The sequence below is a fragment of the Kribbella yunnanensis genome (assembly GCF_039529655.1).
Lineage (GTDB): Bacteria > Actinomycetota > Actinomycetes > Propionibacteriales > Kribbellaceae > Kribbella > Kribbella yunnanensis.
In genome coordinates, this window is sequence record NZ_BAAANF010000011.1 from 82,619 (window position 1) to 102,614 (window position 19,996).

At 65.8% G+C, this 19,996-nt stretch carries 13 protein-coding genes; 3 read left to right on the plus strand and 10 right to left on the minus strand.

What is annotated here, in order from left to right; all coding sequences use genetic code 11:
- Positions 1-41: 41 nt before the first annotated feature.
- From ABD231_RS17365 to ABD231_RS17385, 5 genes are all read right to left on the minus strand, one after another.
- Positions 42-1,082 carry a lactonase family protein gene (locus tag ABD231_RS17365; RefSeq protein WP_344152336.1) on the minus strand — a complete coding sequence of 347 codons (1,041 nt, stop codon included), beginning with the start codon at positions 1,080-1,082 and terminating at the stop codon, positions 42-44.
- Positions 1,079-2,647 (minus strand): CocE/NonD family hydrolase, encoded by a 1,569-nt coding sequence (locus tag ABD231_RS17370; RefSeq protein ID WP_344152338.1) that lies wholly within the window; start codon positions 2,645-2,647, stop codon positions 1,079-1,081. The genes ABD231_RS17365 and ABD231_RS17370 overlap by 4 nt, the downstream gene beginning before the upstream one ends.
- A 58-nt stretch (positions 2,648-2,705) precedes the next feature.
- Positions 2,706-3,617: an oxidoreductase gene (locus ABD231_RS17375; RefSeq protein ID WP_344152341.1), complete on the minus strand. Its 912-nt coding sequence runs from the start codon at positions 3,615-3,617 to the stop codon at positions 2,706-2,708.
- A 35-nt stretch (positions 3,618-3,652) separates the two neighbouring features.
- Complete coding sequence (locus tag ABD231_RS17380; protein ID WP_344152344.1) at positions 3,653-5,113, minus strand: M36 family metallopeptidase; 1,461 nt, start codon at positions 5,111-5,113, stop codon at positions 3,653-3,655.
- Positions 5,114-5,249: 136 nt separating this feature from the next.
- Positions 5,250-5,837 (minus strand): TetR/AcrR family transcriptional regulator, encoded by a 588-nt coding sequence (locus tag ABD231_RS17385; protein WP_344152347.1) that lies wholly within the window; start codon positions 5,835-5,837, stop codon positions 5,250-5,252.
- Between the two features lie 75 nt (positions 5,838-5,912).
- On the opposite strand from ABD231_RS17385, the gene ABD231_RS17390 reads away from it, so the two are divergent.
- From ABD231_RS17390 to ABD231_RS17400, 3 genes are read left to right on the plus strand one after another with little or no spacing between them, the layout of a single operon-like run.
- The gene (locus tag ABD231_RS17390) at positions 5,913-7,367 is read left to right on the plus strand and encodes a flavin-containing monooxygenase (RefSeq protein WP_344152350.1); all 1,455 of its coding nucleotides are present in this window, start codon (positions 5,913-5,915) and stop codon (positions 7,365-7,367) included.
- A complete protein-coding gene (locus tag ABD231_RS17395) occupies positions 7,364-8,185 on the plus strand; it encodes an SDR family oxidoreductase (protein ID WP_344152353.1) in 822 nt (273 codons plus the stop codon). Before ABD231_RS17390 ends, ABD231_RS17395 begins: the two co-directional genes overlap by 4 nt.
- Before the next feature lie 25 nt (positions 8,186-8,210).
- Positions 8,211-9,305 (plus strand): winged helix DNA-binding domain-containing protein, encoded by a 1,095-nt coding sequence (locus tag ABD231_RS17400; RefSeq protein ID WP_344152356.1) that lies wholly within the window; start codon positions 8,211-8,213, stop codon positions 9,303-9,305.
- A gap of 16 nt (positions 9,306-9,321) precedes the next feature.
- Here ABD231_RS17400 and ABD231_RS17405 read toward each other — a convergent pair whose 3' ends face one another.
- From ABD231_RS17405 to ABD231_RS17425, 5 genes are all read right to left on the minus strand, one after another.
- Positions 9,322-14,334 (minus strand): fibronectin type III domain-containing protein, encoded by a 5,013-nt coding sequence (locus ABD231_RS17405; protein WP_344152359.1) that lies wholly within the window; start codon positions 14,332-14,334, stop codon positions 9,322-9,324.
- 329 nt (positions 14,335-14,663) lie between these two features.
- On the minus strand, positions 14,664-15,515 hold the full coding sequence (locus ABD231_RS17410) for a M48 family metalloprotease (RefSeq protein ID WP_344152362.1): 852 nt from the start codon (positions 15,513-15,515) through the stop codon (positions 14,664-14,666).
- Positions 15,516-15,767: 252 nt separating this feature from the next.
- Positions 15,768-16,919, minus strand: coding sequence for a VldE C-terminal domain-containing protein (locus ABD231_RS17415; RefSeq protein WP_344152365.1), 1,152 nt, complete (start codon positions 16,917-16,919; stop codon positions 15,768-15,770).
- A 15-nt stretch (positions 16,920-16,934) separates the two neighbouring features.
- Positions 16,935-17,864, minus strand: coding sequence for a hypothetical protein (locus ABD231_RS17420; RefSeq protein WP_344152368.1), 930 nt, complete (start codon positions 17,862-17,864; stop codon positions 16,935-16,937).
- Between the two features lie 6 nt (positions 17,865-17,870).
- Positions 17,871-19,853 carry a hypothetical protein gene (locus ABD231_RS17425; RefSeq protein WP_344152370.1) on the minus strand — a complete coding sequence of 661 codons (1,983 nt, stop codon included), beginning with the start codon at positions 19,851-19,853 and terminating at the stop codon, positions 17,871-17,873.
- Between the last annotated feature and the right edge of the window lie 143 nt (positions 19,854-19,996).

Genomic DNA, 19,996 nt, shown 5'->3' on the forward strand with positions numbered 1-19,996 from the left:
GCGCTCCAATGGAAACGTTCTCATCTCAAAAACGCAAGACCTCAAACATTTACACACACCGGAGTCGGGGTGCTGAACGAGCTCTTCTGGGTCAGGTTCCCGGACGCGAGGTCGACCGCGAAGGTGACGATGTTGCCCGAGTTCTGGTTGGAGACGAAGAGCAGGCTGCCGGTCGGGTCGATGATGCAGTGCCGCGGCCACACGCCACCGGCGTTCGGCGTCGCCTTAAAGGTGAGCGCGTCACCGGTGGCCGAGGTCGCGAAGACCGCGATGCTGTTGTGACCGCGGTTGGTGAGGTAGACGTACCGGCCGTCCGGGGACACGATCACCTCGCCCGGGTAGTTCGTCGGCGAACCGGGCGGGACCGTGCTCTGAGTGTTCAGCGCGAGGAGCTTGCCGTCGGCGAAACTGCAGACGGTGATCGTGCTGTTCAGCTCGTTCGCCACGTACGCGAACTTGCCGGACGGGTGGAACGCGAGGTGCCGCGGACCGGCACCGGCCGTCAGCGTCAGCTGGTGTTTGAGCGCCAGCTTCCCGCTCGTCAGCGTGTAGGTGTAGACCGAGTCTGTGCCGAGATCGACGGCCAGGATGTAGTTGCCTGCGACGACGATCTGGTGCGCGTGCGGCCCGTCGCCGGCGTGCTTGACGAGGTCGGTCTGGGTGCCGATGCCCCCGTCAACCTTCAGTTTGTGTACGGCGACATCACCGGACCCGTAGTTCGCGCTCAACAGGTAGCCGTTGGCAACAGCTAGATGACACGGACCGGATCCCTTGTTGGGTTGACGATTGAGCAGCCGGAGTTTGCCGGGGGCATCGATCGCAATGGCGCTGACAGCCCCGGTCTCCTGCTCATTGACGGCGTACAGGAAGTTGCCCGAGCGGATGATGAACGACGGGTCGCCGACACCCTTCAGTACGCCGGTCGACGTGATCTTGCCGGTTGCGTCGTACGACGCGATGCCGACACCGTCGCCGTACCGGCCGTGGTAGAGGTACTTCGGCGCGGCGGCCTGAGCCTTGAGCGGTGCGGCGGCGATGGCGGCAGCGGTGAGGCCGAGGAATCCCCGGCGCGTCGTGGTCACGCGGCCACCGGGACGGTGAGCTGGGCCGGATCGCTTGCCGGCGAACTGAACGTGACCGAACTGCCGACTGAGCTCCGGCCGAGGTACCGCGGGTCGACGGTGTCGACGACGAGGACCAGGTGATGACCGGCCGGAACCTCCCAACTGGTGGCTTCCATGCGCAGATCGATGGTGACGGCTTTGCCGGGGGTTACCCCTCGCAGTGTGAGCGGTTTGTGCGAGATCAAGGATCCGACTCCTAGCGCGTTGACGTCATAGAGGTACGCGAAGAGTGAAGTGTCCTTCACAGAGGGTGTTGCTGTGAAGTGCAGTTCTGGGGATCCGTTGACGATCGTGGGGTTGGGATAGACCTCTCCCGACCAGACGCCGGCGAATGATCGATCGATCAGCGGCGTGGCCACGCCTGTTGGGATCGAGAGCAAGCCCTGGAGCGCGCCGGAAACCAAGGCGATGCCGCTGTCGGCGACGGTCGGCACGCCCGCGGCGATGCCCTTCTCCCAGCCGGTTGCAGGTCTAGTCTGCAGATTTCCTTTGCTCAGGTACGTCGTCCGCGGCTGACCGACCGCCGCCCAGTTGTCGTAGCCGCGCCAGACGTTGCGCTGGGACTTCAGCTGGACGGGCTTCTCGGTGTCGGCGCCGTTGTCCGCGCCGGTCAGGTAGTGGCGCGTCCAGGCGACGAGCTCGTCCCAGGTCTCGTTCGGCAGACCGATCGCGCCCGGAACCTCGGGAGTGGAGTGATCGCCGTGGGCGAACTGGAGCCGCTTGGGACCGGTCAGAGCGGTGAAGAAGTCGGTGTACTGGGTCGGCGGGAAGATCGAGTCCTCGAAGGCGTTCGCGAGGAAGACGGCCGGCCGGTTGGCGTTGATCTTGCCGACCACGGTCTGCGCGGAGCGCACCGGGCCGAGAACCTTCGCCTCGGCGATCGCTTCGTCGTACCGGCCGGTGAGGAACTTGGTCTGCAGCGACTGCATCTCCGGTCCGGGACGGCCGGTGATGTTGCCGACGGCAAGTAGTCCGGCGACTGCCTGGAGCGAGACCGTCTCATTCGGGTCGATCGACTTGATCAGGTCGGCCCAACCGCTCAGCGCGCCGACCACCTTGATGCGGGGATCCTCGGCGGCCGCGAGCAGCGACGTACCGGCGCCGTACGAGATTCCGACCGCGGCGACCTTGCTAGTGTCGGCGGGGGTGTTGAGGGCGGCCCAGTCGATCACCTTGGAGACGTCGGCCACGGTCGGCGGGCCGGCCACGTCGATACCGCCGCCGGTGTCCCAGAAGCCGCGGCTGGAGTACGAGATGACCTGGAAGCCCGACTTGGCCAGTTTGCTGCCCTGACCGACGTACTCGAGGTTCGGGACACCCCAGCTCGACGGCATCACCACGAGCGGGAACGGGCCGCTCCCCTGACCGGTCGGGGTGAGGACCACGGCACCGATCTGAATACCACCGGCACCCTGGATGCGCTCGTACTTGATGGCGAAGCCGGGCTGAGCAGCGTCGGCCCGGGTCCCGAAGGCTGTGACAGTCAGGGCGACGGCTGCGACTACGGCGACAAGCTTGCGCACGGGCGGACCTCCAGCTCGGAAATTACCCGAGGGTAACCACAAGATTGCCGCTGTGTCACTAGCTCCGCACGCTGAGTGCCGGATCCACGTCGGTCGCCTCCACCGACCACGCCCACAGCTCCCGCGCCAGCTCTGCGTTCTGGGCCGCCCGCGTCGCCTGCACCAGCTTCGGAGCCCCTCGATACTCGAAGAAGCTTGGCCCGACGTACGCCCCCTGCTGCAGATCCGGCCGAGTGGCGGCGTACAGACTCGGCCAGGCGCCCGCTGCCGCGGACTGCGCGAACAGGTTGATCCCCTGCCAGATGCGCGCCTGCAGCTTCGCCCCGGCCAGCTCCGGCCCGGCTGCCTGCAGATGTGTCGAGGCGTAGCCCGGATGCGCGCCGACGCTCAAAACACTTGGCACCCGGCGGCCGAGCTCGAACATGAAGAGCAGATTGGCCAGCTTCGACCTGCTGTACTGCGGCCATTTCGAGTAGCCGCTCGCCGGCAGCCGCAGATCGAGCTCCCGGATCCCGCTGGCCGACTTGTGCATGAAGGAGCTGACCGTGACGACTCGGCCTTTTCGGAGCAGCGGCATCAACCGGGCGGTGAGCGCGAAGTGCCCCAGGTGGTTCGTTCCGATCTGCAGCTCGAACCCGTCCATCGTCTGCCGGTACGGCGTCGCCATCACACCGGCGTTGTTGACCAGGACGTCCAGAGCGTCGTACCGGTCAGCCACCTCCGCGGCAGCGCGCTGCACGCTCGCGAGGTCGGCCAGGTCGAGCTCCACGGTGATCGGCACGCGATGCGTCTCAACAGTCAGCCGACGCGCGGCCTCCGCGGTCTTCTCCGGGTTGCGCGCCGCCAGCACCACCTCGGCGCCGTGCTGCAGCAACACCTTCGCCGTCTCGTAGCCGAGTCCGCTCGTGGCGCCGGTGACCAGCGCCCGTTGTCCGGTCAGGTCCGGGATGTCCGCCGTACTCCAGGTCATGGGGCCCACCGTAGCGGGCCCCTGACCCTTCGTGCCTACTTCAGGATCTTGCGGGCCTTGAAGGCGTCGGTGACCTTCTGCGCGTCGGCCTTGCCGTAGAGCAGGCGGGTGGCCTGCACCGTGACGCGGGCGGCGTCGGCGAACGAGGTGTCGGGGGCGTAGAAGAAGGTGCCCTCGAGGATCAGCTTGTTCGCCTTCTGTCGGCCGAGTGCCTTGTGGATGTCCCACAGCGCGTTCGACCAGATCTCACCGTCGTCGTGCACCTCACCGACGATGTCGTCGGTGGTCTTGCCGGTGTCGGTACGACGCAGGCAGTGCGGCTCGGTGGACGTGTACGACGTCGCGTCCCAGTCCATCACGCAGGGCAGCTCGAAGCCCTTGCTGACCGGAATCGACATCGTGACGGCCCAGTAGTCGCCGAAGCCCTCGCCGATCGACCCTGCCTCGAGCGACTCACCGAAGTTCGGTACGACGTCGTCCTGGATCGCGTGACCGTACTCGTGCCAGATCACCTCGGCGTCCTCGGCGTCGTCGACGCCACCCTCGCCCATCGTGATCATGTCGACCGAGGGGTCGTAGAACGAGTTGTCCCCGGAGAACGTGTTGATGGAGAAGTCCTGGGACTCGTTGTTCACCTCGGTGAAGCCGAGCTTGTGGATGTACTCCTGCGTCTGGTTGACGTGGTAGTACGCCATCACCTGCTCGAACTTGTCGCTCTTGCGCTGGTAGAGGAAGCTGTTGTCCTCGTCCTCGGCGACTCCGCCCTTGGCTTCCTTGATGTTGACGTAGGTGCCGTTGAGCTTGCCGTCACCGTCCAGGTTGCGCAGCAGGACGTTCTTCTGCGCGAGGAACAGCGCGTCGGTGTTCTTGTCGTTCTCGTCGGTCAGCTGCTCGTTCTGCTCGCTGACCACCGGGTTCGGGTCGAAGACCGAGCCGTGACCGGTGGCGTTGTCGCTGAGCACCTTCGACTCGACGACCGAACCGCTGTCCGCATCGACCAGGCTCCGGGTCGAACCCTCGTTGGAGCGGCTGGTGACCGCCCAGACCAGGCGGGCGTTCGGACCACCGATGACGGCCAATTGCGCCGTACTGCGGCCGGCGGCCGGAACCTTCTCGGCCTCCTTGTCCGCACCGGCGATGCGGGCGCGCGCGGCCTTGGCGTTGATCGCCTCGCTCGCTTTGGTGTTGGCGGTCGCGGCCGGCAGCTTCGCCGACACGTCCAGGTTCGCCGGTACGGCGTCCCGGCCGTCGGCGATCTGGACACCGCTCTTGGTCTCGTGCTTCGCGTAGTACCCGTTGACCACCGGCAGGCCCTTGAAGGTCTGCTGGTACCAGTAGTGCTTGCCGAGCAAAGATGTCTTGGTCTTGACGAGCTTCAGGCTGCCCAGGGTGGTGGCCTCCGGCGCTGCCCCCGCGGCGCTGGTGACGGACAGACCGAGCGAAATGGTGGCCAGCCCGGCGGTGACGGCCACGATCGCCTTACGGCGGTTCGACATACATTCCCTCCCACAGTCGGCGATTCGTCAGGGTTGCGTGACGCAACCACTACGATCCGTCGAGACCCTAGTTCGCTTCGGTACCCGGTGGGAAGCAGAACTTCCCGGCAACTTGCGGTGGCAAGGGAAAACCTTGTCAACGCCCCGCGAGCAGCCGGATGACACTGGGCAGTACGTCGACGCCGACCCCGGGGTCGATCGCACGCTGCACGCCGAGCCCGACACCGAGACTCAGCAGGGCTGTGGCACAGTCGGCGGCCGGCATCGGCAGCGTGATGTCGAACTCCAGCGCGTGCGCGCCCAGGAGCAGCGCGGCCGCGTTGCGGATCGCCGCGTTGCGCTCGGCAAGCTCTTTTCGCAGGTTCTCGTCCTGCCGCGCCCGGGTCGAGAACTCGACCTCGAACACCGTCCAGCCGACGTCACCGATCGTCGTGTCGGCCCACTGCTGGAATCCCACGAGCATGCTCTCGAGGGTCTCGGCTCCTTCGAGTGCTTGGGCCAGCTTGTTCGCCTGGTCCTCACGAATCGCGTCGACGACGGCGAGGCAGAGCTCGTCCTTGTTGCGGAAGTTCGAGTAGACCGCGCCCTTGGAGAACCCGGCCTCGTCGGCCACCTTCTCCAGGGATGTGGCGGCGTACCCGTCGTTCAAGAACAACTCAGTAGCAGTCGCCACCAGGGCATCCCGGGTCTGCGCCTGACTCTCCGCGCGGGTCATTCTCGCCATGGGTGCAGTCTAGATCTTTGGGTATTGGAATTCCTTGGGTATTCGGATACTGTCGGTTTCTGGAGGTGGTTGTCCATGGACGTGGTGATCATTGGAGCCGGGGCTTCCGGTCTCGGGGCGGCGATCCGGCTGCGACAGGCAGGAATCACGAACTTCGCCGTACTGGAGAAGGGGCCGTCACTCGGTGGGACGTGGCGCGACAACACGTATCCCGGGTGTGCGTGCGACGTACCGTCGGCGTTGTATTCGTACTCATTCGCACCGAACCCGTCGTGGACCCGTGCGTTCGCTGGGCAGGCCGAGATCCAGCAGTACCTGACTGACACGGCCGCGCGGTACGACGTACTGCCGCATCTGCGCTTCGGTGTCGAGCTGCTGCGCGCCTCGTGGGATCCGGTGCGTTCTGTGTGGTCGTTGGAGACCTCGACCGGACCGCTCGAAGCCCGAGTGTTGATCACCGCGACCGGGCCTTGGCATGAACCTCTGATGCCGTCGATCCCGGGCGTGTTTGATGGTCCGGTCTTTCACTCGTCACGCTGGGGCCACTCGGTTTCCCTTGCTGGTAAGCGGGTTGCGGTGATCGGGACGGGCGCGTCGGCCGTGCAGTTCATTCCCGCCATCCAGCCATCAGTGGCCTCGATGCATGTCTTCCAGCGGACTGCGCAATGGGTTCTGCCGAAGCCGGACCATTACGTGCCGACCATCGAGCGCTGGCTGTTCCGTCGGTTCCCAGTCGCACAACGCTTGCTCCGGCGGGTCGAGTACGCCGGTATGGAGGCGCTCGGACTCGGCTTCCGGCATCCGCGGCTGATGCGCTTCGTCGAGGCCGTCGGTCGCCTCCATCTCCGCCGCTCAGTCCCCTCTGCAGTCTTGCGCTCTGTTCTCACCCCGACGTACACGCTCGGCTGCAAGCGCATCCTGATGTCGAACACCTACTACCCGGCGCTTGCCTCGAGCAACGTCTCGGTCCACCCGACCGCAGTCGCCGGCTTCGACGGCTCCACGGTGATCGGCACCGACGGCTCCCGCATCGAGGCCGACGTCGTCATCCTCGGCACCGGCTTCAAGATCCTCGATCTCCCGATCGCCTCCCGAGTCCACAACGCCGCCGGCGAGTCGCTCGACGACGTCTGGAAAGGCTCACCCCAGGCCTACCTCGGTACCGCTGTCAGCGGCTTCCCCAACGCCTTCAACCTCCTCGGCCCGAATCTGGGCACCGGCCACACCTCGGCCTTCATGATTCTCGAAGCCCAACTCGACCACGTCCTGCAGGCTGTCTCGACCCTCCTGAACCGGGGCTGGTCCAGTCTCGACGTACGCCCCGAAGTCCAGGAAGCCTTCGTCACCTCGGTCCAGTCCGCCCTGACCGGCACGGTCTACGAGGCCGGCGGCTGCGCCAGCTACTACCACGACACCAACGGCCGCAACTCCTTCAGCTGGCCCTGGTCCAGCGCCCGCCTACAACGCGACGTCGGCCGCTTCTCCCCCTCCGACTACACCATCACCAAGACCCTGGAGGTAGTCCGATGAAACCCCTCGACCTCACCGGCGCCGTCGTAGTAGTCACCGGCGCCGCCCGCGGCATCGGCCAAGCCACCGCCGAGGCCTTCACCGCCGCCGGTGCCACGGTCCACCGCGGCGACCTCGACCCCGCCGGCGATCCCACGGTCCACCCTCTCGACGTCACCTCCCGCGATTCGTTCGCCGCCTTCATCGACACCGTCGTCACCTCGTCCGGACGGATCGACGTACTGGTGAACAACGCCGGCGTGATGCCCCTGGGCAGCTTCCTCGACGAACCCAACGAGATCAGCCGAGCGACCATGGACGTCAATGTCTGGGGCCTCATCCACGGCATGCGTCTCGTCCTCCCCGGCATGATCGACCGCCACCACGGCCACATCGTCAACATCGCCTCGATGGCCGGCAAGATCCCCTTCCCCGGCATGGCCGTCTACAACGCCTCCAAGTACGCCGCCGTCGGCCTCACCGCCGCCGTCCGCCGCGAACTCCACGGCACCGGCGTAACGGCCAGCGCAGTCCTCCCCTCCGCCGTCCGAACCTCCCTCTCCTCCGGCGTCCGCCTAGGCGGCATGCTTCCCACCGTCGACCCCACCGACGTAGCCGCCGCCGTCCTCCGCACCTGCCGAACCCGCCAACCCGAGCTAGCCGTCCCCCGCTGGCTAGGCGGCTGGAAAACCCTCGACGGCCTGGTCCCAACCCGCCTCATGTCCCTAGGCCGCCGCCTAGCCGGCGACGACCGCGGACTCCACGCCGACCCCACCGCCCGTTCGTCGTACACGGAGCGTGTGACCACCTTCAGCGCATCGCGATCTGCTGGCGAATGAACCGTTGGCCGGGAGAAGATCGGCCATGTCGAAGTTGAGCTTGCAAGCCCAGAACCGCGCCACCCTCCAGCGTCAGTGGCTGCTCGAACGCCACGACGCCACCGCCCTGGAAGCCATCGAGCACCTGGTCGGCATGCAGGCCCAGATCCCCCTCGCGCCGTACGTCGGCCTCTGGACCCGCCTCACCGCGTTCCAGCCCGACGACCTCGTCAAACTCATCGAAGGCCGCGAAGCCGTCCGCGGCTCGATGATGCGCGCCACCATCCACCTCATGACGAGCCCCGACTTCCTCGCCTTCCGCCCCCTCATCCAGCCCCGGCTGGACCGCGAGGTCTTCCAGAACATGACCTACGGCCGGCACCGCCTAGAAGGCCTCGACATGCCCGCCGTCCTCCAAGCCGGCACCGACCGCATCACCGAAGGCCACGCCACCGCCGTACAACTCCGCGAACACCTGGGCCCCCTCTGGCCCGACCGCGACCCCGCAGCCCTGGCCCACGCCGTCCGCTGCCTACTCCCCACCATCCAAACCCCACCCCGAGGCATCTGGGGCAAAGGCGGCAACCCCGCCATGTCCCTCCCCCACCTCTGGCTCAACGCCGACCTGGACCCCACCCCCAACCCCGAGTCCCTGGTCCTCCGCTACCTGGCCGCCTACGGCCCAGCCTCCGTCATGGACGCCCAATCCTGGTCAGGCCTGACCCACCTCACCGAAATCTTCGACCGCCTGGACCTCCGCACCTACACCGACGCCAACTCCGGCCGCACCCTCTACGACCTCCCCGCCCAAACCCTCCCCGACCCAGACACCGAGCCCCCCACCCGCTTCCTCCCCGAATTCGACAACCTCTACCTCTCCCACGCCGACCGCTCCCGCTGGCTCCCCACCCCCACCACCCGCCTCCAATCCCTCTACGTCCAAGGCACCCTCCTCCACAACGGCCACCCCACCGCCACCTGGCGCCTCCCCAAAAACACCAAGTCCCAAATCACCCTAGAAATCAAACCCCTGGAAAAGCTGTCCAAGAAAACCCAAGCCCTCATCGAACCCGAAGCCCAAGCCCTCCTCACCTTCACCAACCCCACCGCCGCCCACGAACTACAGTTCCTGACGCCCTGAGCGGCAGCGCCGCCGGTCAGCCCACCGCAGCTCCCCAGGGTTTGCCAACGAGAGTGTTGTTCTCGTCGACAGCCCGCCAGGAGACCGCGGCACCTGACGGGGCCAGGTCGACGAGGTCGTCCCGGTAGTAGCCGGCATTCGGCACGGAAGGCGCGGTCCAGTTGGTCTTGGTGGAGCGTGAGAACACGTACAGGCGCTTGGGATCCGGGTAGGTACCGGTGTTCCAGCCGTCGCGCCAGGCGATTCGTTCGCCGTCGTTGCTGATGTCGAACCCGTCCGAAGTACCTCGGAAGAGGACGTCGGCGACCACGAACGGTCCGGTGCCGAACTTCCGCGCGGCGAGCGTGTACTGGGGATCGAAGTCGTCGCCGAGTTTGACCTGGGCGATCATCCAGGACGCGTCGGCGCTGTAGACCGGATCGAGGAACGGCAACCCCTTGTTCAGGTACGGCGTGGTCTTCTGACCGGTGCGGACATCCAGCACCATCACGCGGTTGGTCGCGGTGTAGTACGGGCTCGCCGGATCCTCGCTCTCGAAGTCGTACATCACGGTGTTGCCGTCAGGCGTCACTCCGAGGTTGAGCGGTGAACCCGCGCCGCACGACTTCGTATCGATGCAGCCGTCGAGCCAGACAGCATTCGCCTGCCCCTTGGTGACCTGCCAGACTCTGCGGTTCGCGGTGCCCCCGCTACCGGTGATGTAGGTGAGCTTCGTGCCGTCGGCCGAAAGCTTGAAGGTCGACACCTTGAACGGGGTCACCGGTGAGGTCCAGTGTTCCCCGGTCTGCACATCGCGGACGGCGATCTGGTCGTTCGTGTTCACCGAGCCGGCTGCCGTGCGATAGGCGACGTACCGTCCTTCGCCGGAGACGGCGTAGTTCGGGGCAGTCAGTTGGCTGCCCACCTCGGGAAAGTCCGACGCGATCGGCTCAGGCGTCGTACCGTCCGGCTTGACGGACACAATCTGGTCCGAGCGGTCCGCCAGATCACGCCGGATCAGATAGAAGTGCCGGTCGGCGGGCTTCTTGACGCCGAAGAACGCATAGCGGCCGGAGTCCGAGAACACGACACCGTCGATCCCCGGCTCGTCCCCATCGACCCCGTCCGTGATGTCGCCACCGCCTGGATCGGCCAACGTCGTCGTACGGGGTGTGAACCTGCCCGAGCTCCCGGGCAGGCCGACGCCGTCCGCGTTCACAGCCGACACAGTGACCGTGTAGTCGGTGTTAGGCGTCAGATTCCGAAGCGTCACCCGGTTGCCGGCGGCAACCGGCACCTTGACCGCGCCGGTCGCCGGCGAGGTGCTGACGACGTAATGCGTGACCGGCACCCGTCCGGAGAACTCCTGCGGATCCCACGTGACCTCAGCGGTACGGATACCGGCCGTCGCCCGTACATTGCGTGGCTCCGACGGCAGGAAGCCACTCACCTTGATGTTGGCCGTGTTCTTCAGTTCGCCGTGCAAGATGTTGGGGTCGACCTTCGCCTCGATCTGGACCAGGCCGTCGCCCGTCGCCTGGTACAGGCCGACGGAGTTGATGGTGCCGGGACCCTTGACCACCCGCCAGGCGAACGGCTCGCTGTCCGGGAACCCGACCAGACTGGCATCGAACTGCTGCGAACCGGTGGTGCCGATCTCGGCCGAACCGGGATCGATCACCACTCCCGAGTACGGGCCGCCCGAGTCCCACAGAACCTTCTCGAACTTGAGGACGTCGGGTTTGACCCAGCGGACGACCTTCCGCTGCAGGAAGTTGAACTCCAGGCCGCCGCCGATCTGAACCCCGAAGACCAGTTTGATCGCCGGGTCCGCGGCGGTGTCGATCTCGCCCTCGAGGTAGGGAGTCACCTCGACCTCGGGACCGCCCTGGCCGTAGAAGGCGACGATGAACTTGCCCGCGATCCCGGCCGACGCCGCGGCGTTACCGAACACCTGGGGGTACTTGAACGACAACTCGTTATCGGCGATCTGCTCGTTGATGGGCTCGGCAGTCACCACCGGACCGGTGACCTCGAGCTCGATCCCGAGCCTGCGTTTGTACGTGACCTCGAACGCGATCCCCGCCCGGCCGTCCGCCTCGATGACCAGCTCCAGCTCGCCGACCGGGCAGATGACGACCGGAGCGCCGCCGATCCCGACGGTGATGCACCGCAGCCGCAGCTGCCCCAGCCGGAACCGCTTCGGCTCCATCGCCCCACCGAGCGCCAGATCGACCCGGAACGACGACTCCGTGTCGAAGGCGATCCGGAAATGCGAGGTGGCCAGCAGATCGTTCTCGACCGTGAGATCGAACCTCGGATCGAAAGTGGCCGAGCCGGTGATCCGCGAGCCGGTCTTGATCTCCTTCTCCACCTCGACAACGAGCTTGCCGTCCTTGATGTACAACTTGCCTTCGTCCGGATTCACCGACTTGGTGAATCCACCCTGCTGCCGGGTCTTGCCGCCGGCCGTGGGTGCGGCCAATCGGATCCCCGGCCCGGCCGGGACGAACGCGGCGACGTCGTCGGCGGTGGCCTTGAACTGCGTGGCCAGCGCCATGTCGCCGTACACGTCAGTCAGTGCAGCGTCCTCGGTGTTGAAAACCAGCAGGCCGCCGACGGTCTGCACCTTGGTGATCTTGCGCAGGAAGCCCTGCGGTGTCGTCGGACTGGCGTCGGCGATGACAGTCTGGCCCGCCTGCACACCGGACAGCTGACTGGTCGGTGTCGCGACCACGATCGCCGTCGGAGTCAGCGAGCTGACCTGCTGCAGGGACTCCGCACTCAGGACGATCGGCGCCACCTTGAGAGTCAACGCGGGCTTGATGCCGGTTGTTGGGACAGTGGCAGTTCCAGTCCCGGCCGCGTTCTTCGCCGCGATCGTGAACTGATACTCGGTCGCCGGATCCAAACCGCTCACGGTCGCCGACGGCGCAGTGACGTCGAGGACCTGGCCGCCCGGCGTCACGGTCACGCGATAGCCAGTGACCGCGGAGGTCCCGATGTCGATCGGAGCCTTCCAGCTGAGTTGTACGACGCCGCTGGCCGACGGAGCCGCCTTGACGTCATCGGGCACACCAGGTGCGCGCGCGGCCGCCGGCGTACTCGAGGTGGTGGAAGCTTCGCCGTACCCGGCCTTGTTGTGAGCGCGCACCTTGATCGTGTACTTCTGCCCGTTGGTCAAGCCGGTCAACGCCGTGATCGTGGTGTCGGCCGCGATGGTCTGCGTGATGCCGCCCGGATCAGCGGTCACCTCGTAGTTGTCGACCTCCGCACCGCCGTCCGCGGGCCGAACCCACTGCACGTCGACGCGCTCGTCCAACGCTGTCACCGCATTGATCGGTGGCGCCAGCGGCACCTTCGCGAGGACTGGGTACGCCGGACGCGGGTCGGACGTTCCCGAACCGAACGCGTTGGTCGCCTTCACGGTGATGGCGTACGTCGTGTCGTTCGTGAGCCCCTTCAGCAGCGCGTCACGCGCCGTACCAGGCACCGTCATCGTGACGCCCCCGGGCATCGCCGTCACGACGTAGCTGGTGATCACCTCAGGTAGCCCCGCTGGTGCATCCCACGACACAGCAGCAGCGCTGTCGCGAGACGTCACTGCGGTGATGAACGGCTGCCCCGGCGGAGCGGGCGGCGCAGGGCTCACCGCCGTACTGAAGGCGGCGGGCGAACGCCCGGCGGCATTCACCGCAACAACCTTGAACGTGTACGTCGTGTCGTTGACGAGCCCCGTGATCGTCGTACTCGTGCCGGTCACGGTGGTGAGCACGTTGCCCGGCGACCTGGTCACCTCATAGCTCTTAAGCGTCTGGTCGCCCGTGTCCTGCGGAGCGGTCCACGACAACTTCACGCTCTTGTCAGCCGGAGTCGCCTGTACGTCGGTCGGCGCGGCAGGCGCCTTCGGTTTGAGCGCATAGCCGGACACATCCAGATAGAACCGGGCTCCGGCGTTACCGCGGTTCAAGATCGTGATCTCGCCAGCCGCGTTGGGACGCACGAGAATCTGGTTGAACGAGTAATGCGTCGGCAGCGCAATCGCATCAGTCGCAACCGGAGCGGTTTCGCCGGCCGGATAGGCAACGACGTCACCACTGGTCGCCTTGGTGGCCACGATCAGGTTCGCGCTGACGGCCGCCAACCCCGTTGCGGGCAGACCGCCAAGACCCGCCACCTTGAACGTGTGACCGAAACCCGCCGCGACCAACGTCGTACCGCCGGTGTCCAGCACGCGCGCCGCCACCGGAAGGATGCTGATCCGCGACGACGCCGCGGCACTGTTCGTCGGGGTGGTGTAGTACCCAGTGACCTCGGCAAGGAAATGCACAGCGCCCGCCGACGTATTCGTCAACGTCACCTGGCCATTCGCCGCAACCCGAGTCACCACCGTGCTGCTCTTGGACCGCCCCGCACTCCAACTGCCATGCGCCACCCCAGGCGCAGTCGCGCCCGCCGGGTACACAACCATTCCGCCAGCAGGCCCCGCCGGCGAAGCCGGCACGAGCCCAGTCAGCGTGATCGCGACCGACGTCATCGCACTCGCCGCCGGCAGCCCACCAACCCCCGCAACCGGAAAGCTGATCGCCGTCTTCGCCGGCACAGCCGTGTTCGTCGGCACCCCGATCTTGTTACGCGTATCAAGAATCCGAGTCTGCTTCACCGGCACATACCGAGACCCGCCCACGGTCGCATCATCGGTCGTGTAGTACCCGGCCACGTCGACAATGATCCGCACCGTACCGGCACTCGTGTTGAAGAAAGCCGCCTGCCCACTCGCATTGAGCCGCAACACCGAAGACCCACTGGCATAAGTCTGGCCAGCCGCAAACAAGATCCCCGAAACCGAAGGCCGAACCTGCCCGGCAGGCCAAGCCACCAGATTCCCAGCAACAGTAGGGTTCACCACAGTCACATTCACCGAAACCGCCGCAACCCCAGTCGCCGGAATCCCCCCACGCCCGGTGAACGTCGAGGTCACCGGAGTCGGGTTGGCCGTAACAGGCGTCGTACCGGTATCAAGCAACCGAACCTGCGCCGCAAGCGGCACATACAGCCCACCCCCACCCCCCGGATCCCCAACCCCAGCCGCCGCAGCGACCGACGCAGTGCTCGCACTCACCCACTCCGGCAGCAGGCCAGGAACCAACAAAGACAACAGAAGCGGCAACAACAACAGGCGGAATCCGCGGCGCACAGTTCCTCCACGACCGGCCCCTCAGGGCCGCAGCATTTGGGCAGAACCCCAAGCCTGCGGCCAATCCCCCACGAAAGTAAGCCACCCCACCGCATTTTGCACGAACCTGCAGACCGAACAACAGACAGGTTGAACCGCGTCGGCCGGACCACGCGGATCAGGCTTCGGCCGCGGAGCCTTGTTCAGCTCCAGGCCTGCGGAGGTATGCCGCCAGCTTGTTCAAGGGTATGGACACGGTCAATCAGCGACGGCGTGTTCGACATGACTTGGGCGCGGCGGCTCGTCTCCCGCCCCAACGAGTCCTGATGCTGCATCTGCCAGCCGTAGAGGACCTGAACCAGCGTCGCGCCATAGCCAAGCATCGCTGCCTTGCGGTCGGCTTCTTTCACGTGCCACCGATTGAGCCATGCAAGGAGTGGCGGCGCTACAAACGGCGTCAAGAACAACAGCGGCCAGATGTAGCCGTGCCCAAAGGTGATGACGACCAGGGCGATACCTGCATAGGCCAACACGAGAAAGCCACCGATCAAGCAGCCAAGTGCGGGCACACGTCGCATCAACCGCGCAACAGCGCGAGCGACGATCAGGCCGCCCCTCGCCGGTATCGCGTACCAGAAGTTGATGAGGCTCAACCAAGCCCGACCGCCGAGGTGATGACTCAGCTCATGGGCCAGTGCCGCCTCAAGGTGTTGAGGTGGAAGTGTGTAAAGCGCCCACCTCGTCACTGCGACGGTGTGTCCCGGGGTCGCTGTCGCGCTGACCTCATCAGAGTCTTGGATCCACAGGACGAATCGTCCCTCTGGCGTCGATGCGCGTCGGAGCAACTGCTGCCATGCGGGCCCTAAGCGCTGCATCTCCACCAGCGTCGGTCTACGCAACCGAAAGAGGTATCTGGCCAGGAGATCCTCGGTCGCCGGCAGAAAAATCAAGGCTCCGGACAAGATCCAGAGCGCGACAACGATCCATCCCCAAGGAAAGCCGATAGCGCCCGCGACCCAGACAACGAGAACAAGGCTCCAGAAGAACCAGGGCACAGCCGACAGCAAAGCCGTCCAGGCCGACGGGTCGGGCAGTGTGTGACTACCACCTGCATCACGTGGCTGACCTGCTGGAACCGGCAACTGCCCCCACGGCTGCTGCGGAGGAATGCTCGGTTGGGCCCCCGAATAGCCTGGCGGCTCTGGTCCCCACCCGGGATTCGGCCCCTCGGCACCGTGCTGGTTGTCGGGGTCACCGGGGCCGGTCATTCGGGGCTCCTCCTGTGGGATGGCGGACGATGATCAGACTCACCACATGGACACGTGTACGTGGTCGAAATGGCCGCCGGTGGCGTCGGTCGGGCTGTAGACGCCGCCGCCGTTGTACGGGATCCAGGTGCCTCGGCGGGCGGACCAGATCTTGCCGTACCAGATCACGTAGTGCACGCCGGTTTGGCCTGCGGTCTTCACGGTCCAGTTGGCGATCTCATCGCCGCGGGCGCGTGCAGGTGCCGAGCGTCTGGCGTCGGCGCCGACCATCACGTCGCAGGCTTTGCCGCGAGGATGGTCACTGGTCGGATTCCAGACATGCGCGTCCCAGCAACTCATGCTGAGGGTGCCTAGGTTCTTGCGCGCCTCTCCGACCCATGCCGCAGTCCGCGGAGTCAGCAGCCCTCCGGTTCCCGTTGGGTCGGTGACAGACTGGGCCTGCTCCGGCCAAACGCCGTCCACCGGCTGTCCGCTCTCCAAGCCTCCGCCGCTGTCACAGTTGTCGTCGTCCGGTGTCCCATCACCGCCCGAGGCACCCGGTGGGAGGCCGTCGCGGCCCGCGTACGGATTGCCTCGGCGTTCGAGATCGATGCCCGCCGCCGACGCAATCTGGCGTGCCTCGCGCTCGCGTGTGGCATAGCGATCAGGAAACGCTGAGACCTGCACTCGCTGAGCCGCGTCTCCGAGTGCCATCGACGGCCAGCCGTTGATATCCACGAGACCCGGCGGATCCGGCGCGTCCTTCCCACCGAAGAACGCCTCGATCGCGTAGATCGGCGGCGTGGCCGTGATTTGCTCCTTGGAGCCCCATCCCGCGTCCGGCCGCTGCTGAAAGAGCCCTACGGAGTCGGCATCGCCGTAGTCCAGGTTCTGAAGATTCGACTCCACCAGACCAGTCATGAGCGCAATCAAAGTCGCTCTGCCCGGGAGCCCCCGCGCTACCGCGACCTGGTCGATCAGCTTGGCGAACTCGATCTGTGTCTGGCGCAGCTCCCCTGACTGGAACGGCAAACCAGGCTGGCCCGGAATGCCAGGCAGACAGGCCGCCTGCGACTTGTTGGCTCCACCGAACGGCGCAAGCATCAAGAGGCTCGACAGCCCGAGTATTGCCAACGCGGCAGCGCCCTTCGCGAGAGTGCCCCTGCTCGCCACCGACATGAGCCCGCGCCCGAGATCACGCTCGTCGAACATCGCAACCCCCTACTGTCATGGTCCGGTTCCGCCAGAGACGTCGCTGACGAGCCACTGGTTGTTCAGGCTGGACAGAGTGATGAGCAGGGGTACGTCAAAGCGCTGAGCATTCTTGCCGGTCACATCGATCGTGATCTTGACGAACCGGGTAACTCTTTCTGGAGTGTCGACCGGCGCCTCCGCGTTGGCCGGCGGAGCACTGACCGGAGCCGCGATGACCGTCGACTTACCACCGTCGGTCTTCAAGGCGTCGTACGTCGGATCACCCGCGGCAGTGAAGCTCGAAGCCACCTCCGGTGTCATGTACTTCGAACATTTCGCGACCAATGCCGCGTAGGTCTCAGCGGCGGGGTCTCGCGTGTAGAAAGCCCGAGCCCAAGCACCAACAACGTCGCCGGCTGCGGTCACCGCCCCCTCAGACGGACGCTGTGTCTGCAGTGGCGGCGTGGTGAGCTGCGTGGAACTCGTCGGAGCGCTCGGCTGCCCAGAACTGGACGGTGCCGTTGGAAGCACAACCGACTGCCCCGGCGTCAAAAGACTGATCGGAGCGTTGTCGTCAGAACTCTTCCCACCAAACAAGCGCGGCAGCCCGCCGCCCAGTCCGAGAATGACAATCGCAACGATCACAACCAACGCAACGATAATTGCCGGGCTCGTCGGCTCAGCCTGCCGCTGATTACGCAGCCACGCCATACGTTGCGCGTGGTCTTCACGTCGCCAATTGCGCTTGGCCCGTCGACGCTGTCTGCCATTGAGCTCGTCGAGCTCGTCCGGATAGTCGTAGTCATTGCTCATCATCGACCGCCAGCCATCCGGAGCGTCCGGACGCGGACGATCTGAGTAAGACTCAGCGTCGGCGTCGTACCGGCTCTGATCCTCGCCGCGATGCCGAGCCTGAGAGCCGCCTTCGCGACGGCCGTCAGGTGATCTGGACTTTCGAGCCATGCGGCATCACCTGCGCGTCGGGACGTGGACGGTCACGCCGTCTTTGGTGACGGCCGAGTAGTCACGAAAGCTCCGCTGCTGCGCCGGTGTGGACTTACGTCGAACCCGCTGAGCCTTCGGCGGTCCTTCACGGAGACTCGCCGACTGTGAGTGGTTTCGCGGCTCGAACCGGCTCTCACTGGCTGGAGCAGACGCGGGACGCCGCGAATGACGTGCCTTCGGAGCCTCGGCTGAACTCCGCGAACTGCCGCCCGAGGCTCCGGTGGTCGCGACTCCTGCGGCCGAGACAGAGATCGTCCTTCGGTTCTCGGTATTGGCCTGGGACCGGGCTCGCGCAAGGTTCAATGCGGACGTGCTGGAGCTCGGCGCTGCATTTGCCGCAAGCCGGCCACCAGCCCCCTGTCCGCCTGAAGCACTGCCACCGGCGCTTTGGCTCGCATCAGGCCGCCGCTCCGATCCAGCCGTGAGCTCGAACGGCGAACTCGCCCCGCCGCGCCCCAGCGACCCGACTACTGGAGCCTGCCGGTAGATGCGAACAGATGAGACTCGTTGCGGACTCGCGTCAGTTTCTCGGCTTCGATCCCGCGTGCGTTCGGCCGGAGCCGGAGCCGCACCGCGACTGCCCAGAGCGCCAGCAAGCCTTCTGATTGCAGTTGTCGCCCCTCGGCGAGCCATTCCGCCGAGCATGATGCTGCCCGTGCCTGGACGCATCATCGTGGTGAGGTTGTCCAACAGGCGGCGGAGCCTGAATCCGACGATGAGCACGACAATCGCAAGCCCTGTCACCGGTAGCCATCCCACCGGCCCCGTCAGGGTGAAGACTGCCGTCACCAGCGTCAGCGCAGTACCGAAAACAAGCATCGCCAGGAACGACTGCAGCACTAGTCCTACCAAGGCTTCGAACCAATTCATGCCCCATTGCCGCGGACGACCAGGAATGATCCACAGGCACGCGAAAAAGACACCAACGACCAGCAGGAGCAGTGCCCCGATGAATGCCATCAAGGCCGTGAATGCCAGGCCGATGTTGAGGAAGCCGAACAATGTCGCTGCGATGGCTGCCAGCATGACAACGGCCACCCGGCCGAACGGGTTGTCGCCCTTGATCCATTTGACCGTCGGCGCATCGGCCCCGCCTTCAGCCGGCGCGATGACCTTGTCGACGTAGTCGTCCCTTGCCGAGTGACTCACACCGGCAGTGAGCATGCCCTTGCCATATCGCTCGCAAGCCGAGATGGATCCGAACTCCGCGATGCACCACGGAGTGACGGCGAAGCCTCGCCAGCTCGCATCGGCAGACTTACGCAGCAATGTGTCCCGAGGCGAGCCCGTGAACCCAGGCTCGGGCCATGGAATCGGACTTTGAATCGTCGGGCCCAATGCGTCCGAGGACGCCGTCATCACCGCACCGGCTCCCAACTGGCGAGCGCCATCCACGCCCCGCAGCCACGTCGCCGGGGCCACAGCAAAGCTGACGCTCAGCAGTCCCGCCACGAAGACCCAGACGAGTTGCCCCATGGCGCTTCCCGTCGCCCGGCGCTGCGTGTAAGCCACGACCGCACCGAAGGCGAGCGCCGAAGGCAGCAGCCAACCAACCAACTGCGTTCCCGTGGCGCCGATCGTCGACGCCGTTGCATCAGTGAGTGGCTTCACGTCGGTGAACGAGAACAGCCACCAACCCACCGAGATCGCGGCGCGTGTGATCGCCAGGATGTACATCATGATGATCGACGCGTAACCGTTGAAGATCATGTTGAACGTGTCCGACAACCCGGTGTCGAAGTCGAGCCCGTAGTCCATCGGGCTGTACTGCTCGAAGAGGGTTCGGGTGTCGCCGTGGGTCAGGTCGGGGGTTGGTAGTAGGTCTGCGAAGCCGGTGGGGTTGGTGGGGCCCTGGTTGGGGTCGGCGGCCAGGGCGAGTTGGCTGCTGATGATGGTGGAGATGGCCAGGACGGTCAGCGCCGTTCGAGCACGGCGCTGCCACCTCATGCGACGTGCTCCTTTTTGTTGGGGCGGTCGTCTGGTGGGGTGGCTGGTTGGTACATGGCCTCGTTGTAGGCGGCTTCGTCTGCTTCTTGGTCGTAGACGTCGTCGGGGCCTATGGGGGCTTCGTGGCGGGTTGGGGGGTGGTG

Bases quoted from the DNA above. Each gene is read 5' to 3' on its own strand.
- ABD231_RS17375 (WP_344152341.1), bottom strand. From the start codon at position 3,617: ATGACCTGGAGTACGGCGGACATCCCGGACCTGACCGGACAACGGGCG.
- ABD231_RS17380 (WP_344152344.1), bottom strand. From the start codon at position 5,113: ATGTCGAACCGCCGTAAGGCGATCGTGGCCGTCACCGCCGGGCTGGCC.
- ABD231_RS17385 (WP_344152347.1), bottom strand. From the start codon at position 5,837: ATGGCGAGAATGACCCGCGCGGAGAGTCAGGCGCAGACCCGGGATGCC.
- ABD231_RS17390 (WP_344152350.1), top strand. From the start codon at position 5,913: ATGGACGTGGTGATCATTGGAGCCGGGGCTTCCGGTCTCGGGGCGGCG.
- ABD231_RS17395 (WP_344152353.1), top strand. From the start codon at position 7,364: ATGAAACCCCTCGACCTCACCGGCGCCGTCGTAGTAGTCACCGGCGCC.
- ABD231_RS17400 (WP_344152356.1), top strand. From the start codon at position 8,211: ATGTCGAAGTTGAGCTTGCAAGCCCAGAACCGCGCCACCCTCCAGCGT.
- ABD231_RS17415 (WP_344152365.1), bottom strand. From the start codon at position 16,919: ATGTTCGACGAGCGTGATCTCGGGCGCGGGCTCATGTCGGTGGCGAGC.
- ABD231_RS17420 (WP_344152368.1), bottom strand. From the start codon at position 17,864: ATGGCTCGAAAGTCCAGATCACCTGACGGCCGTCGCGAAGGCGGCTCT.
- ABD231_RS17425 (WP_344152370.1), bottom strand. From the start codon at position 19,853: ATGAGGTGGCAGCGCCGTGCTCGAACGGCGCTGACCGTCCTGGCCATC.